Source organism: Ligilactobacillus equi DSM 15833 = JCM 10991 (genome assembly GCF_000615765.1).
Lineage (GTDB): Bacteria > Bacillota > Bacilli > Lactobacillales > Lactobacillaceae > Ligilactobacillus > Ligilactobacillus equi.
The window spans coordinates 115,382-136,738 of record NZ_BAMI01000001.1 but is presented as its reverse complement, the minus strand read 5'-3'; the positions used below and the strand labels follow the sequence as shown (position 1 = coordinate 136,738).

General features: G+C 39.7%; 21 protein-coding genes. 3 read left to right on the top strand and 18 right to left on the bottom strand.

What is annotated here, in order from left to right:
- Positions 1-4: 4 nt before the first annotated feature.
- The 4 genes from JCM10991_RS00720 to JCM10991_RS00705 form a co-directional block, all read right to left on the bottom strand.
- Entirely contained in the window at positions 5-457 is a 453-nt protein-coding gene (locus JCM10991_RS00720) for a hypothetical protein (protein ID WP_025020266.1), read from the bottom strand.
- A gap of 17 nt (positions 458-474) precedes the next feature.
- A complete protein-coding gene (locus JCM10991_RS00715) occupies positions 475-1,458 on the bottom strand; it encodes a hypothetical protein (RefSeq protein WP_025020265.1) in 984 nt (327 codons plus the stop codon).
- A gap of 10 nt (positions 1,459-1,468) precedes the next feature.
- Positions 1,469-2,341 carry a hypothetical protein gene (locus JCM10991_RS00710; protein WP_023858882.1) on the bottom strand — a complete coding sequence of 291 codons (873 nt, stop codon included), beginning with the start codon at positions 2,339-2,341 and terminating at the stop codon, positions 1,469-1,471.
- Between the two features lie 81 nt (positions 2,342-2,422).
- On the bottom strand, positions 2,423-3,583 hold the full coding sequence (locus JCM10991_RS00705) for a hydroxymethylglutaryl-CoA synthase (protein ID WP_023858883.1): 1,161 nt from the start codon (positions 3,581-3,583) through the stop codon (positions 2,423-2,425).
- 109 nt (positions 3,584-3,692) lie between these two features.
- On the opposite strand from JCM10991_RS00705, the gene JCM10991_RS00700 reads away from it, so the two are divergent.
- Positions 3,693-3,977, top strand: coding sequence for an acylphosphatase (locus JCM10991_RS00700; protein WP_023858884.1), 285 nt, complete (start codon positions 3,693-3,695; stop codon positions 3,975-3,977).
- A gap of 86 nt (positions 3,978-4,063) precedes the next feature.
- Positions 4,064-5,002 carry a membrane protein insertase YidC gene (yidC, locus tag JCM10991_RS00695; protein WP_023858885.1) on the top strand — a complete coding sequence of 313 codons (939 nt, stop codon included), beginning with the start codon at positions 4,064-4,066 and terminating at the stop codon, positions 5,000-5,002.
- Positions 5,003-5,192: 190 nt separating this feature from the next.
- Here the strand turns inward: yidC and JCM10991_RS00690 are convergent, their stop codons facing one another.
- From JCM10991_RS00690 to rpsO, 10 genes are all read right to left on the bottom strand, one after another.
- A complete protein-coding gene (locus JCM10991_RS00690; RefSeq protein ID WP_439645934.1) occupies positions 5,193-6,659 on the bottom strand; it encodes a sensor histidine kinase in 1,467 nt (488 codons plus the stop codon).
- 61 nt (positions 6,660-6,720) lie between these two features.
- A complete protein-coding gene (locus JCM10991_RS00685) occupies positions 6,721-7,407 on the bottom strand; it encodes a response regulator transcription factor (protein WP_023858887.1) in 687 nt (228 codons plus the stop codon).
- A gap of 206 nt (positions 7,408-7,613) precedes the next feature.
- On the bottom strand, positions 7,614-9,035 hold the full coding sequence (gene gnd, locus JCM10991_RS00680; protein WP_025020263.1) for an NADP-dependent phosphogluconate dehydrogenase: 1,422 nt from the start codon (positions 9,033-9,035) through the stop codon (positions 7,614-7,616).
- A 78-nt stretch (positions 9,036-9,113) separates the two neighbouring features.
- On the bottom strand, positions 9,114-10,343 hold the full coding sequence (clpX, locus tag JCM10991_RS00675) for an ATP-dependent Clp protease ATP-binding subunit ClpX (protein WP_025020262.1): 1,230 nt from the start codon (positions 10,341-10,343) through the stop codon (positions 9,114-9,116).
- 133 nt (positions 10,344-10,476) lie between these two features.
- The gene (gene tig, locus JCM10991_RS00670; protein ID WP_025020261.1) at positions 10,477-11,781 is read right to left on the bottom strand and encodes a trigger factor; all 1,305 of its coding nucleotides are present in this window, start codon (positions 11,779-11,781) and stop codon (positions 10,477-10,479) included.
- Between the two features lie 176 nt (positions 11,782-11,957).
- Positions 11,958-13,145 (bottom strand): elongation factor Tu, encoded by a 1,188-nt coding sequence (tuf, locus tag JCM10991_RS00665; protein ID WP_023858891.1) that lies wholly within the window; start codon positions 13,143-13,145, stop codon positions 11,958-11,960.
- A 200-nt stretch (positions 13,146-13,345) separates the two neighbouring features.
- Entirely contained in the window at positions 13,346-14,242 is an 897-nt protein-coding gene (locus JCM10991_RS00660; protein WP_025020260.1) for a hypothetical protein, read from the bottom strand.
- Positions 14,243-14,288: 46 nt separating this feature from the next.
- Positions 14,289-16,100, bottom strand: coding sequence for a ribonuclease J (locus JCM10991_RS00655; protein ID WP_023858893.1), 1,812 nt, complete (start codon positions 16,098-16,100; stop codon positions 14,289-14,291).
- Between the two features lie 11 nt (positions 16,101-16,111).
- The gene (gene dapA, locus JCM10991_RS00650; protein WP_023858894.1) at positions 16,112-16,984 is read right to left on the bottom strand and encodes a 4-hydroxy-tetrahydrodipicolinate synthase; all 873 of its coding nucleotides are present in this window, start codon (positions 16,982-16,984) and stop codon (positions 16,112-16,114) included.
- 251 nt (positions 16,985-17,235) lie between these two features.
- Positions 17,236-17,499 (bottom strand): 30S ribosomal protein S15, encoded by a 264-nt coding sequence (gene rpsO / locus JCM10991_RS00645; RefSeq protein ID WP_023858895.1) that lies wholly within the window; start codon positions 17,497-17,499, stop codon positions 17,236-17,238.
- Between the two features lie 277 nt (positions 17,500-17,776).
- On the opposite strand from rpsO, the gene rpsT reads away from it, so the two are divergent.
- Positions 17,777-18,031: a 30S ribosomal protein S20 gene (rpsT, locus tag JCM10991_RS00640; protein WP_023858896.1), complete on the top strand. Its 255-nt coding sequence runs from the start codon at positions 17,777-17,779 to the stop codon at positions 18,029-18,031.
- Positions 18,032-18,069: 38 nt separating this feature from the next.
- Here the strand turns inward: rpsT and holA are convergent, their stop codons facing one another.
- The 4 genes from holA to JCM10991_RS12020 form a co-directional block, all read right to left on the bottom strand.
- Positions 18,070-19,101, bottom strand: a complete 1,032-nt coding sequence (holA, locus tag JCM10991_RS00635; RefSeq protein ID WP_023858897.1) for a DNA polymerase III subunit delta — start codon at positions 19,099-19,101, stop codon at positions 18,070-18,072.
- A 32-nt stretch (positions 19,102-19,133) separates the two neighbouring features.
- Entirely contained in the window at positions 19,134-20,300 is a 1,167-nt protein-coding gene (locus JCM10991_RS14230; RefSeq protein WP_162149479.1) for a ComEC/Rec2 family competence protein, read from the bottom strand.
- Between the two features lie 136 nt (positions 20,301-20,436).
- Positions 20,437-21,132: a ComEC/Rec2 family competence protein gene (locus tag JCM10991_RS14225; protein WP_051527926.1), complete on the bottom strand. Its 696-nt coding sequence runs from the start codon at positions 21,130-21,132 to the stop codon at positions 20,437-20,439.
- Positions 21,078-21,356, bottom strand: a complete 279-nt coding sequence (locus JCM10991_RS12020) for a hypothetical protein (protein WP_035187703.1) — start codon at positions 21,354-21,356, stop codon at positions 21,078-21,080. Before JCM10991_RS12020 ends, JCM10991_RS14225 begins: the two co-directional genes overlap by 55 nt.
- Between the last annotated feature and the right edge of the window lies 1 nt (position 21,357).

The window sequence follows — 21,357 nt, the reverse complement described above, 5'->3', positions numbered from 1 at the left end:
CTAGTCACCCCTCTTTAATCCACGCATCCAACTCAGTTTCGGAAATTTGCAACTCCACCAAACCAAACTTTATAATAATATGCCAAGCATGGGTGAAAGCTTCCATGTCATTACTAAAAAAACTCTTATTCACCAATTGATTCATAATCAAAAAGACACTACTTTGACTTGGAGCTTGCCACTTATTCTTAAAGTTAGCAATTGTGGTTTCATCGAGCAATAATTTGTATGCCCATTGTCTTTGATTGGCAATGCGAGCAAAGGCCAGTAAAAATTCCCCGTAAGCTGCCAAAAGCTGGTCAGGTGCAACTTTAACTGCTTTAATTAAATCAGCCTGAGCAACTTGCCAGTTGATATAGGCCTGACCTAAAATTTCTTTATCGGAAAAATCTCTTTGCACAAGGTAATTCTTTTTTTCTTGTCGCCGTGCTCGCACTAAAATTTGGGATACATCCACATTATTCACATCCTAATTTAAAAATAACGGGCATCCGAACGAATGGCCACTTCTGCTTGATTAGTCAAATACCAGTCTCGTAAGAAATCATATTTAAGCAAGAGTTTTACCAAAGAAACTTCTTGCTTTTCATCCCTTACACCTAAAACCCATTGATGTCCTTTGCCCTCCTCAACCAGGTCCACATCAAAGGCAGTTAAAGTTATGCCCCCATTAAGTTCCAAAATTGCGCGACTATAAATATCCGTTTGTAAACGATAGTTAGCCTTTTGTGCTTGAATAAAGAGGCGATCTAATGCGGCTTCAGGCGTTTTATCACTAATCATCGGATAGACTCCGTGGTTATCAGGGTCCAAGACATTGAAGTCCACATCAAAACCATATTGTTCCTTAAAAATTAAGCCCAGGTCTAAGAAATAATCCACCAGACTTAACAACACCTTTGGGGGCACCGCAGCAGCCTGGTACTTTTGTAATAACAGTTTGGTGAATGCTTCACTATTAAAGCGTAAAATTCCATCCTTAAAGTCTAAATAAAAGATATCTTGCCCACTTTGAACTTCTGTATAGTAGGCCTTGGCTTGGTCTAACTTAGTAAAGACAAAATTACTTTGGTCTTCAATTCCTGGAAATTGATGGCTCAAAGCCAATTTAGCCTTTTCGCTTTGGAGATTCATCGATTTTTTTCTTGCTAATTCCGATAAACGGTTCAAGAACAAAAGGTAGTAATCTGACTTACTATACTGTTGCGGATAAGTTACATAAGCAGTATTTAAATCATAAGCCGCCAATTGTCTGATGGCATTGAATAGTTCTTGGTAATCCTTAGTTGCCACTAAGGTATCAATAATTTGGGTAAACTCCATCCCATGTTTGAGCCCATCTTTTAAATGTTGACTATAAGCTAAAAGTTGGTCACTGGCTGTTGGCGTTACTATTTTAGTACTATCTTTTTGACCAGTACTTTTTTTCTTATCAATTTGCTTTTGCTTTTTTGTCATCTGTACTCACCTACCCCTTTTGCGTCATTAATTTTGTCAGGTAGTTATGATATAGACTAGCTACTTGTTTTTGGAAAGTTTCAAAACTACCAAATTTCGTCACGATACTTTCTCTTTCATAACCTAATAAGGTATCTTCCTTAGATAATTCTAGAACAACCTTTTCATTATCACGAATTTTTTGGTAGGCTTCGTTAGCTTTTTGGTCAAGATCACTTAAATCGCTTAATTGAGCTTGCAATTTTTGCTTTTCATCTTTTTGTTCGCCCGACCGCCAAAAACTTGTTTTTTCTTGCGCTAGTTCTTTAATCTTTTGTCGAATTTCATTCTTTTGAGCATCACGTTCATCTTGACCATCAATTAAAGCTTGTAAGCGATCGTTTTCTGATGCTAATTCGTGAATTCGAGTACTGTTATAGCGTTGACCTTGAGCTTCAAGTTCGAAAGATTCCTTAAGCTTAGCTAATTCTTCTTGGTCAAAGTTTAAGGCTAAATGCAATACATCCAATTGCCCAAAAAGTCGCCGGCCCCACCAGTTACCAAAGTAAAACTGAAATTGACCAAGATCGGTCTTTTCAAAATAAAAGAACGGATATTCTTCCCGCAAGTAGGCAATCAATTTAGTGCTTAAATATTCATTTAAAAAAGCATAGCTGTCATTAATTAAATGGTCATATCCCTGGTTTTTACGACCATGACGTGCTTGGACAACTTCTTTATCATACCGTTCCGTGTCGATCAATTCATAAACCAGACGATCATCTTGCCGCTTAACAGCATCTTCTAATGATTTTAAATATTCAATCTTTGCAACCAAAACCTGAGTTAGATCGTCAGTAGCTTGGTCGTGTTGTGGCAATTCAAACTGATTTCCATCCACCATTCTTTACATCCCCTTAAATTATTTCTGTATACCTCTATGTTACACAATTTTAACTAGCTTGAAAATACTCTTAAACTTTTCTTATTCTTGTCTTTGGTATTGGCGTTTAAAGTCTTTAACTCCAGCCAAAACAAATTGACCTGGATCTGCACTCACCTCGAGCTGACGATTAGCTTCATTTGCGAGCACACTTTGATAAAACTGTTCATATTCAGCCACACTTACTTGTTTTCTGTGTGCTAAAAGTTCTTGATGTCCAATTAAAGCATCCTGGAAACCTGGTTGTAGAATTCCGGAGAAAAACTCAGCTTGAGCCCCAGATCCGTAACTGTAAAGGCCAAGCCTTTGTCCCGCCACTAAATCTTGACTATTTTCCAAGAGAGAAAGCAAACTCAAGTATAAGGAACCGGTATAGAGGTTACCAACATTACGATTATATTCTCGAGCAAATTCAAATTGTGCTAGCAAACGCGCTTGGGTCGCTTCATCAGCATGTGCGACTGCTTGACGTAACCCTTTGAGTCCTTGCTTGGTGTAAGGTAAGTGAAATAAAAGAGCACCAAAATCTTCTACCGTACGTTTTGTTTTCTGACTGTAAGCACTAAAAACCTGATTGAAGAAATCAAGGTAAACATTGGTAGAAAACTTTCCGTCAACCATAGCTTCACTATGTCCCAAAGGTCGCCAAAAATCCATGATATCTTTGCTGTAATAACTTGCTTCTGCATCCAAGGCCAAAATTTGCGGGTCCTTAGCTACCAACATCGCTACAGCACCACCACCTTGGGTGGGTTCGCCCTTAGTTTTTAAGCCATAACGAGCAATATCGGCACCGATAATCAAAGCTTTCTTATTTGGATTTAAAGCAATATGACCTTTAGCTAACTGTAAGGCTGCTGTGGCTGCATAACAAGCTTCTTTCATCTCCACGGCTCGTATTTGATGGGATAAGCCTAATAAATTAGCCACATAGACTGCGGCCGCCTTAGAATTATCAATACCAGATTCAGTCGCTACAATCACTAAATCGATGGCTTCCTTATCTATTGGACTTAAAATTCTAGCGGCAGCATTAGCTGCTAAAGTTACAATATCTTGACTAGGGGGGATAACGGCCATTTTACTTTGACCAATCCCCACTAAATATTTACCGACCTCTTCATTTCTGGCCTGAGCTAATTCAGCCATATCGACATAAAGATTACTGGTATAAAAACCGATTTTATCGATTCCGATTTGCATATAAATTTTTCCATCCTCTCAAAAATTTTCTAGTTCTATTATCTCATTTTTTGCTGGTAAGTGCTACAATTTAAGTAAGAGAAGCCCTACAAATTTAGGAGGTGGCAAGATGGAAAAAGCATATCAACTCTACGTTTATGGTCACGTGCAGGGAGTCGGTTTTCGTTACTTGACTAAGATGCTGGCCGACCAGTTAAAATTAAGTGGGATGGTTAAAAATCTCCCAGACAGTCGTGTTTACATCGAAATTCAAGGACCTAGTTTAACGGTTAGTCAATTTATTTCGGCCATCAAGAGCAATCCTAGTCCCGCTGGGCGCGTAGATCAGGTTGATATAAAACCCCTAGCGCTTGATAAAAAACGCCAAGATTTTGTTATCTATTACTACAGTTAATTTTGTATAATCGTTGAAATTACCGACTTTTTCCAGTATAGTAAGGTTTGTGAATATTTTGAGAGGAAAGGAATTTTTAGACTTTCATGAAAAAGAAACGTTATCTCACTATGGTCCCCCTCTTTTTGACCATCATTTTATTTTTAAGTGGTTGTGTCCGCCGGACAGCAGAGGGTAAACCTTACGGCTTTATTTACGAAAAAATGGCCGTCCCTACCCAAAATCTATTGGAATGGATTTCCAACTTACTGGGTGGTAATGGTAACAGTTATGGTTGGGCCATTATTATCATCACTTTAATTGTTCGCCTGTGCTTATTACCCTTAATGTTGGGACAAATGAAAAAGTCTACCATCCAACAAGAAAAAATGGGGCGGATTCGTCCGCAAATGCAAGCAATCCAAGAACGACAAAAACAAGCCCAAACTCCGGAAGAAAGAGCTGCTATCAGTCAAGAAATGATGGCTCTCTACCAAGCCAATGGTATTTCTATGACCGGCGGAATCGGCTGTTTGCCAATCTTGATTCAAATGCCAATCTTTGCAGCGCTATACGCAGCCATCCAATATTCAACTGAATTAGTTAAAACTAACTTCTACGGTATCAACCTTGGTTCGCGGAGTTTCACATTTGTGCTCTTAACCTTTGCGATTTACATGTTACAAGCTTGGTTGTCCATGCAAGGCATTCCTGAAGAACAAAAGCAACAAATGAAATCCATGATGTTCTTAACCCCTATCATGACGGCTACTTTTACTTTTGCCTCACCAGCTGGTTTAGGACTCTACTTCTTTGTCGGGGGGATTATTGCTTGCTTGCAAACCCTTTTAGTCAACGCCATGCGTCCACGCATTCGCCGGGAAATCGAAGAGGAAATGAAAAAAAATCCGCCTAAACCAGTAGCTACCCCAGCGCGAACAGAAATTAAGGCTACAGAAAAGACGGTAACGGAAACAACTACCAAGAACAGTGTCCACCCAAAACAAAATCAACGTCGTAACGCCGGTAAACAAAACCGTCGCTAGACGCCAAAAGCTCACTTTCCATTTTTGAAAAGTGAGCTTTTTGATTACTTATTTATCTATCATCGAATAATTTGAAGCTATTTTCGAATCTAATTCACTGCACTTTTCTAAAATGAAATCGTACATACCCACAAAATAAAAGCACACTTGAGACATTTCTCAAATGTGCTTTCTTAAATCATATCAGTTATTATTTCTTATTCACCAAAGGTAAAGTTACTCGAAAAATAGACCCCTGCTCAAGGACACTATCAACCGTTAATTTACCATGGTAACCTTCAACTAAACGTTGGGCAATAGCTAATCCCAGTCCATTGCCCCCTTTATCACGACTGCGGGCTTTATCTACTCGATAGAAGCGAGAAAAAACTTTCTTGAGATTTTCTTCAGAAATTCCTTCTCCAAAATCTTGCACCGCAATTTGAACATATTTACTATCACGCGATAAGGAGACATGTACTTCCTTGCGCTCACGGGAGTATTTCACCGCATTGTCCATGAGGATAATCATGATTTGTTCCAAGTGGTTACGATAAATTTGTACCATAGTGTCTTTTTTCAAGTCATTATCTAAAACAAAGGTAAAATCAGGATGAATCATTCGGAAATTATTAAAAACCTGTAACCCTAACTCCCAGGCATCAGTTTCTTCGTTCTTAAAATTGATTTCCACCTGTTCAGCCCGAGAAAGATCCAACATTTCTTGAATCAAACTCTTCATCCGCGAAATTTCTTGTAGAGAAGCAGAAATAGATTCTTCAAGCACTTCAGGATCATCTTTCCCCCAACGTGATAAGAGATCCAAGTGTCCTTGAATAATTGCCACTGGCGTCCTCAATTCATGGGAAACATCTTCGACAAATTGCTGTTGTTGTTCAATATAACCTTGCATTTGATCCAACATGGAGTTAAACATCAAACTTAACTGAGTTAATTCATCATTTTGACTGGAGATTGGCACTCGCACTTTGGCCAAAGCATCCCCTTCTTTATCCACCTTGATTTCTTCAATTGTTTCATTCAAATGATCAACTGGACGTAAGAGCCAGTTGGTCAACATGTAACATGCCAATCCCGTCATCAAGGCTGCGGCCAAACCAAAAATCATAAAGACCAACATCAACTTATTCATAGTGGTGTCATAATCAGTTAGCTTGTTAGTCACTTGTACATAACCTAGAAGTTGGTTAGTTTGTTTGGAGCGAACTTTTTCGGTCGTCGCATAAATGGTATGACCATTTTTCTTGATTACACGACTCTGAATATCGTTATTCTTATTAAACTTAACTTGAGCCTTCCGCGATGCAAAAACCTCGTCACCGGAAAGATTGTAAACACTAATCCCGATATTTTTGCGGGACAGATTCACAAAAACAGAATCCGAATAAAAAGGTAAACTCTTAGTACTTTCATTCTCACGAGCATTTGTAAAGGCTTGAATATTTGCCATCAGTTCTTTTTTAACTTTAGTCGTGGTCAGCTCACTATTGAGTGCTTCTAACCGCACGACGGTCGTCGAAATAGCAGAACGGGCATATTGTTTTTCTTGTTGTAAGAGCAAAGTGGCAAAACTTTGGTACAACAAGATAGCAAAGATTGTAAAAATAACCAAGACACCCGTTCCTAGGCCAACTGACCATTTTAGTTTTAAGGACATAAACTTCTTAAGTGGGACTTCTTCTTGATTGCTTTGCATGACTTAATCACCAAATTTCCATTTAGGAACGCATAACATAACCAGTCCCACGTACAGTTTGGATGTAACTATCTTCACCAGGAACATCAATCTTATTCCGTAAGTAACGAATGTAAACATCCACCACATTAGTTTCAATTTGTGTTTCGTAACCCCATACTTTCTTTAAAAGAACGTCACGAGCCAAAACAACGTTGATATTTTCCATCAAGGCTAATAACAATTCGTACTCACGCTTTGTCAGTTCAATAATTTCATCACCCCGACGAACCACACGATTTTCTTTTTCAATCGTTAAATCACGATAAGTGACCGTTGTCTGCTTAGAAGCGTTTTGTTCACTTTCTAAGTCAACCCGGCGTAAAACGGCCCGTAAGCGAGCTAATAGTTCTTCAATTGCAAACGGCTTCACAATATAGTCATCAGCCCCGTGATCAAGTCCAGAAACACGGTCAATAACGGAGTCACGAGCCGTCATCATAATAATTGGAGTATTCTTAACTTGACGTACACGACGACAAACTTCCAAACCATTTAATTCTGGAAGCATTAAGTCTAACAAGATGGCATCCCATTCTTCTTCCAAAGCTGCTTCAAGCCCTTCCCGACCATTTTTGCAGGCTTTAGTTTCGTAACCTTCGTGTTGTAACTCAAGTTCAACAAAACGTGCAAGATTCTTTTCATCTTCGACAATTAAAATTTTGCTCATTTATAATTGCTCCTTTTCCATTTTTAAATTTTCATCAGTCTAATCAAACTATACATTAAATTTTAACATTTTTTGGCTATTTTTGATATACATATTTGGGGAAAAACCTAATTTTAAGCAGAATTTACCGTCCGAACATAATAAGATATCTCCTCATAAAAAAATAAAGAGACGCTTAATAAACGTCCCTTTACCTTAAAAACTTCTTATTGTTCTTCATACCATGGGTAGTGGTACATACCTTCACGATCAGTCCGTTCATAAGTGTGGGCCCCAAAGTAGTCACGTTGAGCTTGAATCATGTTAGCTGGTAATACAGCTGAACGGTATTGATCATAATACGTAATAGCTGCTGCAAAAGCTGGGCTAGCCACCCCAGCTTTAATTGACAAGGCTGCCACATCACGAACTGCCGCTTGGTATTTAGCTGCAATATCCTTGAAGTAATCATCTAACAAGAGATTTTGTAATTCGTTATCTTTGTCAAAGGCATCCGTAATCTTTTGTAAGAATTGAGCTCGGATAATGCAACCTTCACGCCAAATTTCGGCTAATTGACCAAATTGTAAATTCCATTCGTAGTTAGCAGACGCTACTCGTAATTGTTCGAACCCTTGTGCATAAGACATAATCTTACTGAAGTAAAGGGCTTGACGAATCTTTTCAACCAAGTCCTTCTTGTCGGCATCCGATAATTGGAAGTCTGGACCTGCTAATACTTGGCTAGCTTGTACCCGTTCATCCTTGAAAGTTGAGATGTAACGAGCGTAAACTGATTCAGTAATTAATGATTGTGGCACCCCTAATTCAAGTGCAGATTGTGATGACCACTTACCAGTTCCTTTGTTACCAGCCCGGTCTAATATCATATCCACAATCGGCTTGTCTGAACCTAAATCATCCTTACGAGTTAAGATATCTGCAGTGATATCAATCAAATAAGAACTCAATTCGCCTTGTTTCCATTCTTGGAAAATGTCAGAAATTTCTTCCACAGATAAACCTAAAACATTCCGTAATAAGTTGTAACTTTCAGAAATTAATTCCATATCACCATACTCGATTCCGTTGTGAACCATCTTGACATAATGACCAGCACCGTTAGGCCCAATGTAGGTTACACATGGCTTGCCATCTTCTGCCTTAGCAGAAATTTGTTCTAAAATTGGCGCTACCAAATCATAGGCATCTTTTTGACCACCTGGCATTAAGGAAGGACCTTGGAGGGCGCCCAGTTCCCCACCGGAAACACCCATCCCGATAAAGTTAATACCAGAGTTGTCTAAGGCTTTATTACGACGAATCGTATCTTCAAAGTAGGTATTTCCGCCATCAATTAAGACATCACCTTGGTCCAACAATGGCACTAATTTTTCGATAAAGGCATCGGTTGGTGCCCCAGCCTTAACCATCAATAAGATTCGACGTGGCTTTTCGAGCGAGTTAACAAAGTCTTCTAAAGTGTAGCTAGGTACCAACTTCTTATCAGCGTGGTCTTGCATCACTTGTTCCGTCTTAGCAGCGGTCCGGTTGAAAATTGCAACAGTATATCCTCTGCTTTCAATGTTTAAGGCCAGGTTTTTACCCATCACGGCCATTCCAATAACCCCAATTTGTGGTTTATCCATGTGCATTTGCCTCCTGCGTATTAAGTAGTCTTTAGACTCAAATTTAATTATAATATTGCCATAGTTTCAAGTAAAGCCTTATTTGAGCACAACTTCTGGCGCGGTCCCCTCATTAACCGTTGTGGGCGTGATGACCACTTCTTTAATATCATCACGACTTGGTGTTTCAAACATCACATCACGCATGGTATCTTCGATGATAGAACGTAAACCACGGGCCCCCGTATTACGGGCCAAAGCTAAGCTAGCCATAGCTTCTAAGGCCGCTGGTTCAAAGGTTAATTCCACATCATCTAAGGCGAGTAACTTCTTGTATTGCTTAACCAGAGCATTGCGTGGCTCAGTTAGAATCCGTACCAAGTCAGCCTCTGTTAACTTTTCTAAAGCTGTTAAAATTGGTAAACGTCCAATAAATTCGGGAATTAAACCAAACTTCAACAAGTCTTCCGAAATGATTTGTTGCATAATACTTTTAGACTCATCAAATTCTTGCTTATTATCAGTCCCAAAACCAATGGTCTTTTCTCCTAAACGGTTCTTAACCATGGTTTCAATGCCATCAAATGCTCCCCCCACAATAAACAAAATATTAGTGGTGTCGATTTGAATAAATTCTTGTTGGGGGTGCTTTCTTCCACCTTGAGGCGGTACATTAGCAATAGTACCTTCCAAGATTTTTAATAGAGCTTGCTGAACCCCTTCACCAGAAACATCCCGAGTTATAGACACATTTTCGCTTTTTTTAGCAATTTTATCGATTTCATCGATATAAATGATTCCCCGTTGGGCACGTTCCACATCATAATCGGCATTTTGTAAAAGCTTCAAAAGGATGTTTTCCACATCTTCTCCGACATAGCCTGCTTCGGTCAAAGTCGTAGCATCAGCAATGGCAAAAGGCACATTTAAAATTTTGGCCATACTCTGAGCTAAGAAGGTCTTCCCAGAACCTGTTGGCCCGACTAAACAAATATTACTTTTTTGCAATTCAGTTTCATCATCACTGGTTAAGTTAGCATTGATACGCTTATAGTGATTGTAAACCGCTACAGCCAAAGTTTTTTTGGCTTCATCTTGCCCAATCACATATTGGTTCAAAGTATCTACAATTTCTTTGGGTGTTGGCACTTCGCTCATAGATGGGGTTGCTTTTTCTTGACTTTCTGTTTCAAGCATGGACTGAGCTAAGTCCACACATTCGTTACAAATGTAAACTCCAGGACCGGAAATCATACTTTTGACTTGATCTTCAGTTTTACCACAAAAGGAGCATACTACTGCTTCTTGTTCATCTGGATTGTCGTACATATTCTTACCACCTTATATCTTCTTGTATGTTAAGCATATTCTAACAAATATTTGTCACATTGCCTAATAAAAAGCTTGCTTAACTTAAAAAATCACAGCAGGACAGCCCCGCTGTGATTTTTAGGGAAGAATTTTATTCTTCGTCCTTCTTACGAGTTTGCTTTGCTGAGTCAGCAATCTTTTCAACCACTTTACGCACAGCAATATCGTGTTGAAGCATGTCGTCTGATAATGCAGAGCGAACTGCAGCTTCTTCCATACCAAATTGACCAGCTAAGTTCTTGATTTCAGCTGCAATTTCTTCTTCGCTAGCCACGATACCTTCAGCCTTCACGATAGCTTCTAAAACAAGGTTAGTTTTAACGCGCTTTTCTGCACCATCTTCGAATTGTTTGTGTAGGTCATCTTCAGTTGTACCAGTTAATTGGTAGTACATTTCTGGTGAGATACCTTGTTGTTGCATACCAGCTAGGTATTGTTCCATTTGACGGTGTACGTCTTCATGAATCATAGCTTCTGGAATTTCAGCAATTGTAGCATTTTCCACTGCCAATTCAACCGCTTCATCTTGAATTGCAGTTTTAGCGGCAGCAACTTTTTGTTTCTTCAATTCATCAGTGATCTTAGTCTTTAATTCTTCTAAAGTGTCAACATCTTCGTCGGCATCCTTAGCAAATTCGTCGTCTAATTCAGGTAATTCTTTAGTCTTAACTTCGTGAACAGTTACTTCAAAGACTGCGTCCTTACCAGCTAAATCTTCAGCTTGGTAATCTTCTGGGAAAGTAACGTTAACATCGAAAGTTTCGCCTGCCTTGTGGCCTACGATTTGGTCTTCAAAGCCAGGGATAAAGGAACCAGAACCCAATTCAAGTGAGTAGTTTTCGCTCTTACCACCATCAAAAGCTACACCATCAACCTTACCTTCAAAGTCAATCACCACTGTGTCACCATTTTCAGCTGCAGCATCTTCTTTAAGTACTAATTCAGCTAACTGATTACGACGTTTTTCCAATTCTGCTTCAACATCAGCTTTAGAAACACGAGTGTTTTGACGGTAAACTTCTAAGTCCATGTATTGACCTAGAGTAACTTCTGGTTCAACTGTCACCTTAGCAGTTAAAACCCAAGCTGCATCTTTTTCCATTGATTCAACATCAATACGAGGTTGGTCAACTGGTTTAATATCAGCTTCAGCAACAGCCGCAGCGTAAGCTTCTGGTAAAACTGCATTCAAAGCATCTTCGTATAAAGCTTCTTCACCGTACATCCGATTGAAAACTTGACGTGAAACTTTACCTTTACGGAAGCCAGGTACGTTTAAGTTCTTCTTCACCCGGTTGAACGCAATATCCAAACCTTCCTTGATTTTTTCTGGTTGCACTTCGAAAGTTAATTGACCTTCATTAGTGCCTTCTTGTTTTTCCCATTTAGTAGACATTATGTTTCCTCCATTAAAATTGTATTTTTACAATCTTAGTAATTGCATACTATTTAATTTTAACCTAGAAAAGCCCTTTTGTAAATATTTGCAGTTCTATTTTTACATCTTTCAACCACTTTTATTTTGGAAGGCAAAATAAAAAAGCCCGTAAAACGGACTTTTTTAAACAACTATTAGTCGTCGATTTCTGAAACCACACCGGCACCAACAGTACGGCCACCTTCACGAACAGTGAACTTAAGACCTTTTTCGATGGCAACTGGGGCAATCAATTCAACAGTGAATGTAACGTTATCCCCTGGCATAACCATTTCAACGCCTTCTGGTAATTCGATAACACCAGTAACGTCAGTTGTGTGGAAGTAGAATTGTGGACGGTAGTTTGAGAAGAATGGAGTGTGACGACCACCTTCGTCCTTAGATAAGACGTAGACTTCACCCTTGAACTTCTTGTGAGTTTGGATTGAGCCTGGCTTAGCTAAAACTTGACCACGTTCGATTTGATCACGGTCAACACCACGAAGTAAGGCACCGATGTTGTCACCGGCTTCACCCTTATCAAGAGTCTTACGGAACATTTCAACACCTGTAACAGTTGTCTTCAATACTTCGTCCTTAAGACCAACGATTTCAACTTCTTCACCGACTTCGATAGTACCACGGTCGATACGACCAGAAGCAACAGTACCACGACCAGTGATAGTAAATACGTCTTCGACAGGCATCAAGAATGGCTTGTCAGTTGGACGTTCTGGAGTTGGGATGTATTCGTCAACGATGTCCATTAATTCTTGAATCTTAGCCTTTGCATCAGCATCGTCTTCCAATGCTTTCAAAGCAGAACCACGAACAACAGGAATGTCATCACCAGGGAAATCGTATTCTGATAATAAGTCACGAACTTCCATTTCAACTAAGTCTAACAATTCTTCATCGTCAACTAAGTCGCACTTGTTTAAGAACACAACGATGTATTCAACACCAACTTGACGAGCCAATAAGATGTGTTCACGAGTTTGTGGCATAGGACCATCAGTTGCGGCTACAACCAAGATTGCACCATCCATTTGAGCGGCACCAGTGATCATGTTCTTAACGTAGTCAGCGTGTCCTGGAGCATCGATGTGAGCGTAGTGACGAGTTTCTGTTTCATATTCAACGTGAGCAGTGTTGATAGTGATACCACGTTCACGTTCTTCTGGAGCAGCGTCAATAGAAGCGTAGTCAGATGCTTCAGCCAAACCTTTTTCAGATAACACCTTAGTGATAGCTGCAGTTAATGTAGTTTTACCGTGGTCAACGTGGCCAATAGTACCAATGTTAACGTGGGGTTTTGTTCTTTCGTAATGTTCTTTTGCCATTAAAACGAACCTCCTGATATTTTGCAAGAATAACCTGCAATTAAATTGCCGATAATTCTTTGATTTTATTATACTACTTTCCTAGCTAAATTCCAACAAAATTGTTTAGAGAAATTTATTACTAAGTAAGTTTTCCTTGAATTATTATATAGACCTTCGCTCCTTTTGTAAACAGAAAAAGCTTCTTTTTTTGAAAAAATTTATTTTTCCCACTCTGTAAGTGTTTTCTCAAGTAAAAGTGCTAGTTTCAAGTCACTTTCCATCTGAATTTTTTCTTCCTCGGGCAACAGAATCGCGAGGGCTTTTTCGGCCTGGTCTAACCAAGTAATTTTTTGCTGCACAATTTCGGGCCACAGCAATAACAACTTAAGATTTAAAATTTGCCAAAGATAGTTCTGACCTTTTTGACTAAGCCTACTTTGAATTTGCTGGGCTAAAGCTTGATAATCAGAAATTCCCTCCAACATAGGGAGTTCTGCCGGTAGCAGCTCACTTTCGCCGCCCGTCACGGTTAAAAATTTAACTGATTGCTTACTTTGCAGTTCAACCAAGCTACGTAAAATCTCAATCCGGATTAAGGTAGCCACGTTGCAATCGCTAAGTGCACCTTTTGTTGCTTCAATAAATTCGCTCCCTGTTAATTTTTGCGCAGCTTGTAAACTTGCACGTTGTTCAAAGATATCTTCCGCTCCCAAATATTGTAGTTGCTTCATCACTGTAGTATGTTGACTTTGATAGGATGCAGAAAATTCACCCCGACTTCGAGCCACTGTTTTTTGCCACATACTTTCTTCAGTAGCTGTTAAATAAGGTTTAAGACTAGCGAATAAAATATCTAACCAAAGATTCCGTTGGGCAGCGACTGCCACCTTCAAAAAGCGTGGCAAAAACTCATTATCCGCCAAATAATCCTGTAGGCGTTCTTGACTAATTTCAAAGGCCTGGGCATACTCTTGAGCCAAATAAAGACTCTCCATCAACTGGTAGTTATGGCGAAAACTGGGCTTCTTAGCATAGAGTTCCGCATATAATTGACTGGCTTGTAGATAATTTTGGGCTTTCAAAGCTGCCTGGGCTCGAGCGTTCAATCCATCCATTTTTTCCTCCAATTTAAAATAGCTCCTGAGTTAGGAGCTACTTACTTTAAACCCGCTTATTAACACTTCGGTTGGGCTTAACTTGTTTATTTTTATCTTTGGCTGATTTTTTCATACTTTTTTTGCTAGCTTTTATCTTGGAATTTTTCTTACTTTCCAAGTTATTCTTGCTATTTTTCTTGCCAAAGTTACGGTACTGGTTAATTTCCATAATGACTGGCAAGATTACTGGACGCCGTTTAGTTTGTTCATATAAGAACCGGTTCAATTGCTCACGTACATCCTGCTTTAAGTGAGACCAATCAAATTCCTTGTTATCTAAATTAGATTGCACAGCTTTTTTGACAATTTCACTGGCTTCCGTCATTAGATCACGACTAGTTTTCACATAAACAAAGCCTCTTGAAGTCAATTTAGGTGTATCAACAATCTTCTTTTTGCGTCGATCGATGGTTACCACAGCCACAAAAATTCCATCTTCTGAAAGAATCTTCCGGTCCCGTAAAACAATATTACCAATATCACCGACCCCAATTCCGTCAATCATTGTATCCCCGACTTCAACGGAAGAAGCGACTAACATCTTGCCATTAGTATATTCGGCCACATCTCCCTTGTTTAGGAGAAAAACATTTTCGGCTGGAATTCCCAATTCTTGAGCGTGACGACCATTAGCCGCCATCAAACGATATTCCCCTTGAATTGGAAAGACATATTCTGGCTTCAACAAGTTCATCAGTAACTGTAAATCATTACGACTAGCGTGACCAGAAGTATTGAATTCTTCGGAAATCGAACGCACATCGGCCCCAGAGCGGTAAATTAAGTCCCGTGTTCGAGCCATGGCGGTATCCATGGCATGCGATGGCGTGGTCGTAATCAAAACTTGGTCGCCTTCATGTAAGTTGACATAACGGTGACGACCCAAAGCCATTTTCTGTAAAGATTTGAGTGGTTCACCCGAACGACCAGTCTCCAAGATTACCAATTCATCATCCGCGTAGTCATCAATCTTATTAATATCAATCAATAAATCATCGCTTGGCAAAGTTAGTTTCTTTCTTTGCATAGCTGTACGCACAATCTTTTCGATATCATGCCCGGTTAAAGCCACCTTACGTTCATTTTCCGCAGCTGCATTTAAAATTTGTTGCACCCGCAAAATATTGGAAGCGACACAGGCGACTACGATTCGTCCTGGACGGTATTCGAAAGTTTCACTAATGAAATTGTAAACTTCTTGTTCATTAGCAATTTCGGTCGGGTTATCAGCGTTGGCAGAATCAGACAAAAGCGCTAACACGCCTTCTTGACCAATTTGGGCTAAGCGCCCTAAGTCAGTTTGGTAACCCTTTGCCGCAGTTTGGTCAAACTTAAAGTCACCAGTGTAAACAATGTTACCTTCGTCTGTCTTCAAAACAATCCCTAAGGATTCAGGAATCGAATGGCTCGTCTTAAAGAAAGAAACAATCACATCACCAAATTCAATCTCAGTTTCCGCATTAATCACATGAAAATCTCCGAACTTCTTAGTTAGTCCTTCATTTTCACAGTAAATTTTGGCCAAAGCTAAAGTTAATTCAGAACCAAAGACTGGAACGTTAAACTCTGAAACAAAGTATGGTAAGGCCCCAATAGCATCGGCGTGGCCGTGCGTTAAGAAAACCCCGACAATACGACGTTTATTTTGCTTCAAGTATTCAAAATCAGGAATCACAATATCAATCCCTAAAAGTTCGTTTTCAGGGTATTTTAACCCGCAATCTAAGATGAAAATTCGGTCGTCAATTTCGACGGCATACATGTTCTTGGCGTTTTCTCGCACCCCGCCAAGTGGGACAATTTTTATTGTGCTCATTTTACTTCCTCTTATAATCCTAAGTCAAGCATCAACTTTTGTGCTTGTTCATCCGTCAAATCTACTAAAGGCAAACGTGTTTTCCCCACTGGTATTTCCAATCGATTTAAGACTGCTTTTACCGGTGTTGGTGACGGATATGAGAAAAGCAACTTCATTTTCGGTGTTAATTGCCGCATTAAACGCGCCGCTACCTCATTTTCCCTTGCGGCATAAGCTGCATACATTTGCACCATTTCAGAGCCATATATATGACTCGCCACGGAAATGATTCCTTGTGCACCAATCGCCGCTGCTGCTAAACTTTCTGCATCTTCACCCGAGTAAACAAGAAAATCTGCTGGCGTTTCTTCTACCAACAAGGCTAAATCCTCTACCCCTGTACAACTCTTAATCCCCGCGATTCGAGGATGCTTGGCCAAAGTAACGACCGTTTCAACTTCCATCTTAACTCCAGTCCGACCAGGAATATTATAAATAAAGACTGGCAAGTTACTTGCATCAGCTACTGCAGTAAAATGAGCTAACATGCCGGCTTGGTTAGGTTTATTGTAGTAAGGTACCACAACTAAAACTGCGTCAACCCCAGAAATTTGACTTACTTCATGGGTAAATTCGAGCGTTTGCGCCGTAGCATTACTCCCCGTTCCAACCATCACCGGAACCCGTCCTGCAACGTACTTGACCGTTGCTTCAATCAAAGCTATCTTTTCAGCGTGACTTAAGGTGGGGCCTTCACCTGTTGTCCCATTAACTAAGATTCCTTGACTGCCTGTGGCAATCAAATAATTAATTAATTTTTCTAATCGGGAAAAACTCACCTGATTATCATCATCAAATGGCGTTACCATTGCGGTAACGACCTTGGCTTGTGTAAAATCCATATTATCAACCTTTCCTCATGGGAATACTTTAAAAGTCCCCTTAAACAAAGAAGCATTAAATCAACTTCCCGTCATTTTGACGGTAATGAGCGAGTAATTGAAGAAACCTTCTAATCGTTTGTGTGACCTTTCAAAGCACCCTATTTTTTAACTGTTACATTGAGTATTAATTATATCATAGTTTGGCTGATTTTTCGATTTTATCACAAAAAAAGAGGAACCTTCCCTAAAGGAAAGTCCCTCCCAGTGAATTAACGACGTAAGCCTAAGCTCTTAATTAATTCACGGTAACGTTGTACGTCAGTCTTACGTAAGTAAGCTAACAAGTTACGACGGTGACCGATTTTCTTCATCAAACCACGTTGTGAAGCGTGGTCTTTCTTGTGTTGACGAATGTGTTCGTTCAACTTGTTGATATCTGCAGTCAAGACAGCGATTTGAACTTCAGCTGAACCTGTGTCGCCTTCGTGACGTGCGTATTTTTGCATAATTTCTGTTTTAGTCATGTTTTCCATTATGGGAAATCCACCTTTCAAATAAATAATTGCCATCAACCGGGTAAAACGTCGGTGTCGTCGTTAAACTAAGTTAATGGTTTGTATTTTTAATACCAGTTTAGTGTAACGTTTTTCCACTTTAAATGCAAGAACTTTTTTATACAATTACTGTCAAGGAAATTTTCTTGACAGTTCCCGAATTTTTTTATTGCAATGTTTGCGGGCCTCTTGTATAATGATTTATGTTGAAATTATGTGAGACCGAAAATGGAATCATAACTTGGAGGTGAAATTAATGCCAATCATCAAATCAGCTATCGAACGTGTACGCACAAACGAAAAAGCTAACGCTAAGAATTCTGCTCAATTAAGCAAAATGCGTACTGCTATCAAGAAATTCGAAAAAGCTAAAACTGCAGGTGCCGACAACGTTGAAGAATTATTCAACCAAGCCGTATCAGCTGTTGATAAAGCACAATCAAAAGGTTTAATCAAGGCTAACAAGGCTGCTCGTGACAAGTCACGCATGGCTGCTCGCTTAGCTAAATAATAAGCTTAAAAATCCCTTGCCGTTGGGCAAGGGATTTTTTATGCGCTTTGCTTTTGATTGGTGTATTTTAATAAGAACAGTTGGAATAGTAATTCTGGATCTTGATTAGTTGATTTCAACTGTTCTTCAATACCAACTAAACCTAAATAAGCCCGTTTTAAATCTCCTACTCGAAAGTAGCGAAGTTTTTTTAAGGCAAGACTAACCCGATATGGGTGGACTTTTAAGGAAGAAGCAATACTACCTTGGTCATAATTACTCCGCTTTAAAACGGCCGTCTGCAGTAATAGTCGAAATTGTCCCAATAAAATTGCATTAATTTTGAGCGGTTCTTCCTTTTGTAAAAGCAAATCATGATATAGAGTCAAAGCATCTTGTAGGCGCTTTTGCAAGACAAATTCTACCAAGTCAAAGACAGTTTGCTCGAGAGAGCGGCTGACCATCCGTTCAACTTGATCCTGGGTGATAAGCTTATCGTCCTGGGCTAACAAGAATAATTTAGGCAACTCGGCCATAATCAAAGATAATTTAGCATCAGTTCTTTCTAAGAGACTTTGAAAAGCGACCGGTTGCATCTGATAACCAGCTTGCATTAATTCATTATCCAAATAGTTCCGTACTTCATTTTCTTGTAAAGGATTAACATCAATCAAGACAGCTTGCTTTTTTAAAACCTTAGTAACCTTTTTACGCTCATCTAATTTCGCATAAGGTGCCATAATGACTAGAGTTGTGGTCTCTTCTGGTTGTTGTAAGTACTTGACTAAACTGTCAATATCTTGTTCAAAAGGAACCTTTTTATTTTCCCCGGTCAAAAAATAAGGTCGGTTAATAAAGACGAGCCGGCGTTCCCCAAAAAAAGGAATGGACATGGCATCGTTGACTGCCTCAGAAAGCGGTGTAACTTCCATGTCGTATTGACCGATATTTAAATCTTGTTCTTCTTCCGGGATAGTCTGCATTAATAGTTGATAGGCCCTTTGCGCCAAGTATTCTTCTTGGCCTAAGATTAAATACACCGGTGCCAAGGAACCTTTTGGCAACACTGATGCTAATTCCCAAACTTTCATCAAAAGCCTCCTTCAATTTTTCTACTTATTCATTACTTTATATAAGTGCTTACTTGTGGTCGACCCTTTACTATTCGTAAACTAATCATTCCGCTATGAGCAGTATTTAAGTAAGGCACCCCATAATTTTTTAAAGTTGCCAAGGTTTCTTGGTTGGGGTGACCATAACGATTATTCCGGCCAGCCGAAATGACCGCTAATTTAGGTTGCAAAGCCGCAACTAAACTCGGATCTGTAGCAGTCTTACTCCCATGGTGACCAGTTTTTAAAATCTGGGCCCGTAAAGTAGGATGCTGCTGTAAAATTTGCTTTTCACCATTACGGTCTAAATCACCAGAAAACCAGCAATTAATCCCATAATAGCGGTAAATAAAGGCAATAGAGTCTTCATTACTCCCTTTACCTGGTTGGAAAGGATGTAATAAGGATAAATTAGCCGGCCACCCAGAATGATGCTGAGTCGTGATACCTTTGACTTGTGTAGGCTGAATCCGACTGGCCACTAAGCGCCGCTGAAAAGAAGAGCTCTGCTCCATACCAGCCGGAATCCAAACTTGCTTCACCTTGATTTCTTGGCTGATACTAGGAAAGTTCCCTACATGATCAGTGTCCTGATGAGTTAAAATTAAATCATCGATATGATTGATTCCTTTACTCAACAAATAATTAGCCACTACAGTTTGACCATTGGTTTTACTTTGCCGGGTCTGCCAAGTTTCTTTTTGAAAAGACACCTTACCACCGGTATCGACTAAAATAACTTGCCGATTACGAGCTGTGCGTATCAAAGTACAATCACCTTGACCAATATCAAAGTAAACAATTTCTCCGTGCCAAGGATAGTGCAACCACATAAAGTTTAAACTCACAACTAGAAGTATGCACCAGCGATAATAGTGCTTATGAGGATGCACTTTTAATAATAGCAGCATGAACAGGACAAGGCAAACACTAATTAAGGCAGGCTTACCATAGGTCACTAACCCCGCATGCTGATCTAATCTGGCAAATAATTGACATAAAGCCCACAAAAGACGATTACTAAAGGAGCGTATTGGTTGTAGAAAAGTTCCCAAGAGCACTGTCGGTAAGATTCCGTAGGTAAACAGCGGTCCAAATAACCAACTCAACAAAATTGTCCACAAACTATATTGATAGCTACTATATAAGAGTAAGGGAATCGAAAATAAGTTAAGCATTAAATTTTGCCGCCAGGCCACTTTATCAGGGACCACAATTAATAGTAAAGTTAGAAGATAACTCATTTGGCTCCTAGATTAAAGACACTTAATGGACGCCAAAGACAAGTTAGCAAACCAACTAAGCTCCAGGCTTCTAGCGTGATAATTTTCTAGATCCCAGCTGACTTAAACTCCGGAACCATACCATCCCCACTGCTCTTAAAAGACTAGTTGAAGCTCCCGCTAACAAAGCGTAAAAAGGCAACATCACGACTAATAGGAGATTTTCTAACCCTGGCTTTAGCCGGAAAAATTTCGCTAGAGTGCGCAAGAACCCTACCACGTAAAAAACATGCATCCCAGAAAGACAAAAGAGATACAAAAGTCCCAATTTCTTGATTTGATTAAGGGTGGTCTGAAATTCAACCTCACTACTCCCAATTAAGAGCAACTGAGCAAAGGAACTCAGGGGTTGCGGTAGCTTTTGTAAAGCCAAGGCACTCTTTTGTCGCCAAGCATGGATGGTGGCTAACGTTAATCCCCTTTCCTTTAAATCACCCACCCGTCTCAATTTATCCGCCCGTAAACTAAGATACGTTTGCTTACTACGCATAAAAAATTGATAATCGAATTGATTTTCATTGGTAGGAGGGCTAAAAGCTTGGACTTGACCAGTAAAAGCGTACCTCCCACCTTTAGCTAGTTTCTTTAATGCTAACTGCTGGGATTTTTGTTTCAAGTAAAGGTACAGTTGCACCTTTTGTTTTTTCTCTAACCAAACCCCCGTAAAAGTCGCTAAGTCACCGTTAACTTTGACCCCATCGGCATAGACCGAATGGTTCCCTGGCACTTTTGGACTTCCCGTGGTGTTTGACTTTGAACGGTTCGTTTTTCTTGCCAGCCTACACCTAAAAAGACCACAGCGGTCACCGTAACTAGCAAAATGATTTTTTTATCACGAGTAGCTAACACGCGTAATCCCCACAATAAGGCAATCACCCCGATTAAGAGGTGGGGCTTAATCACGAAAAAACAGGTAATAATTGCGGTAACTGCGCTAAAAAAACAGCGCATC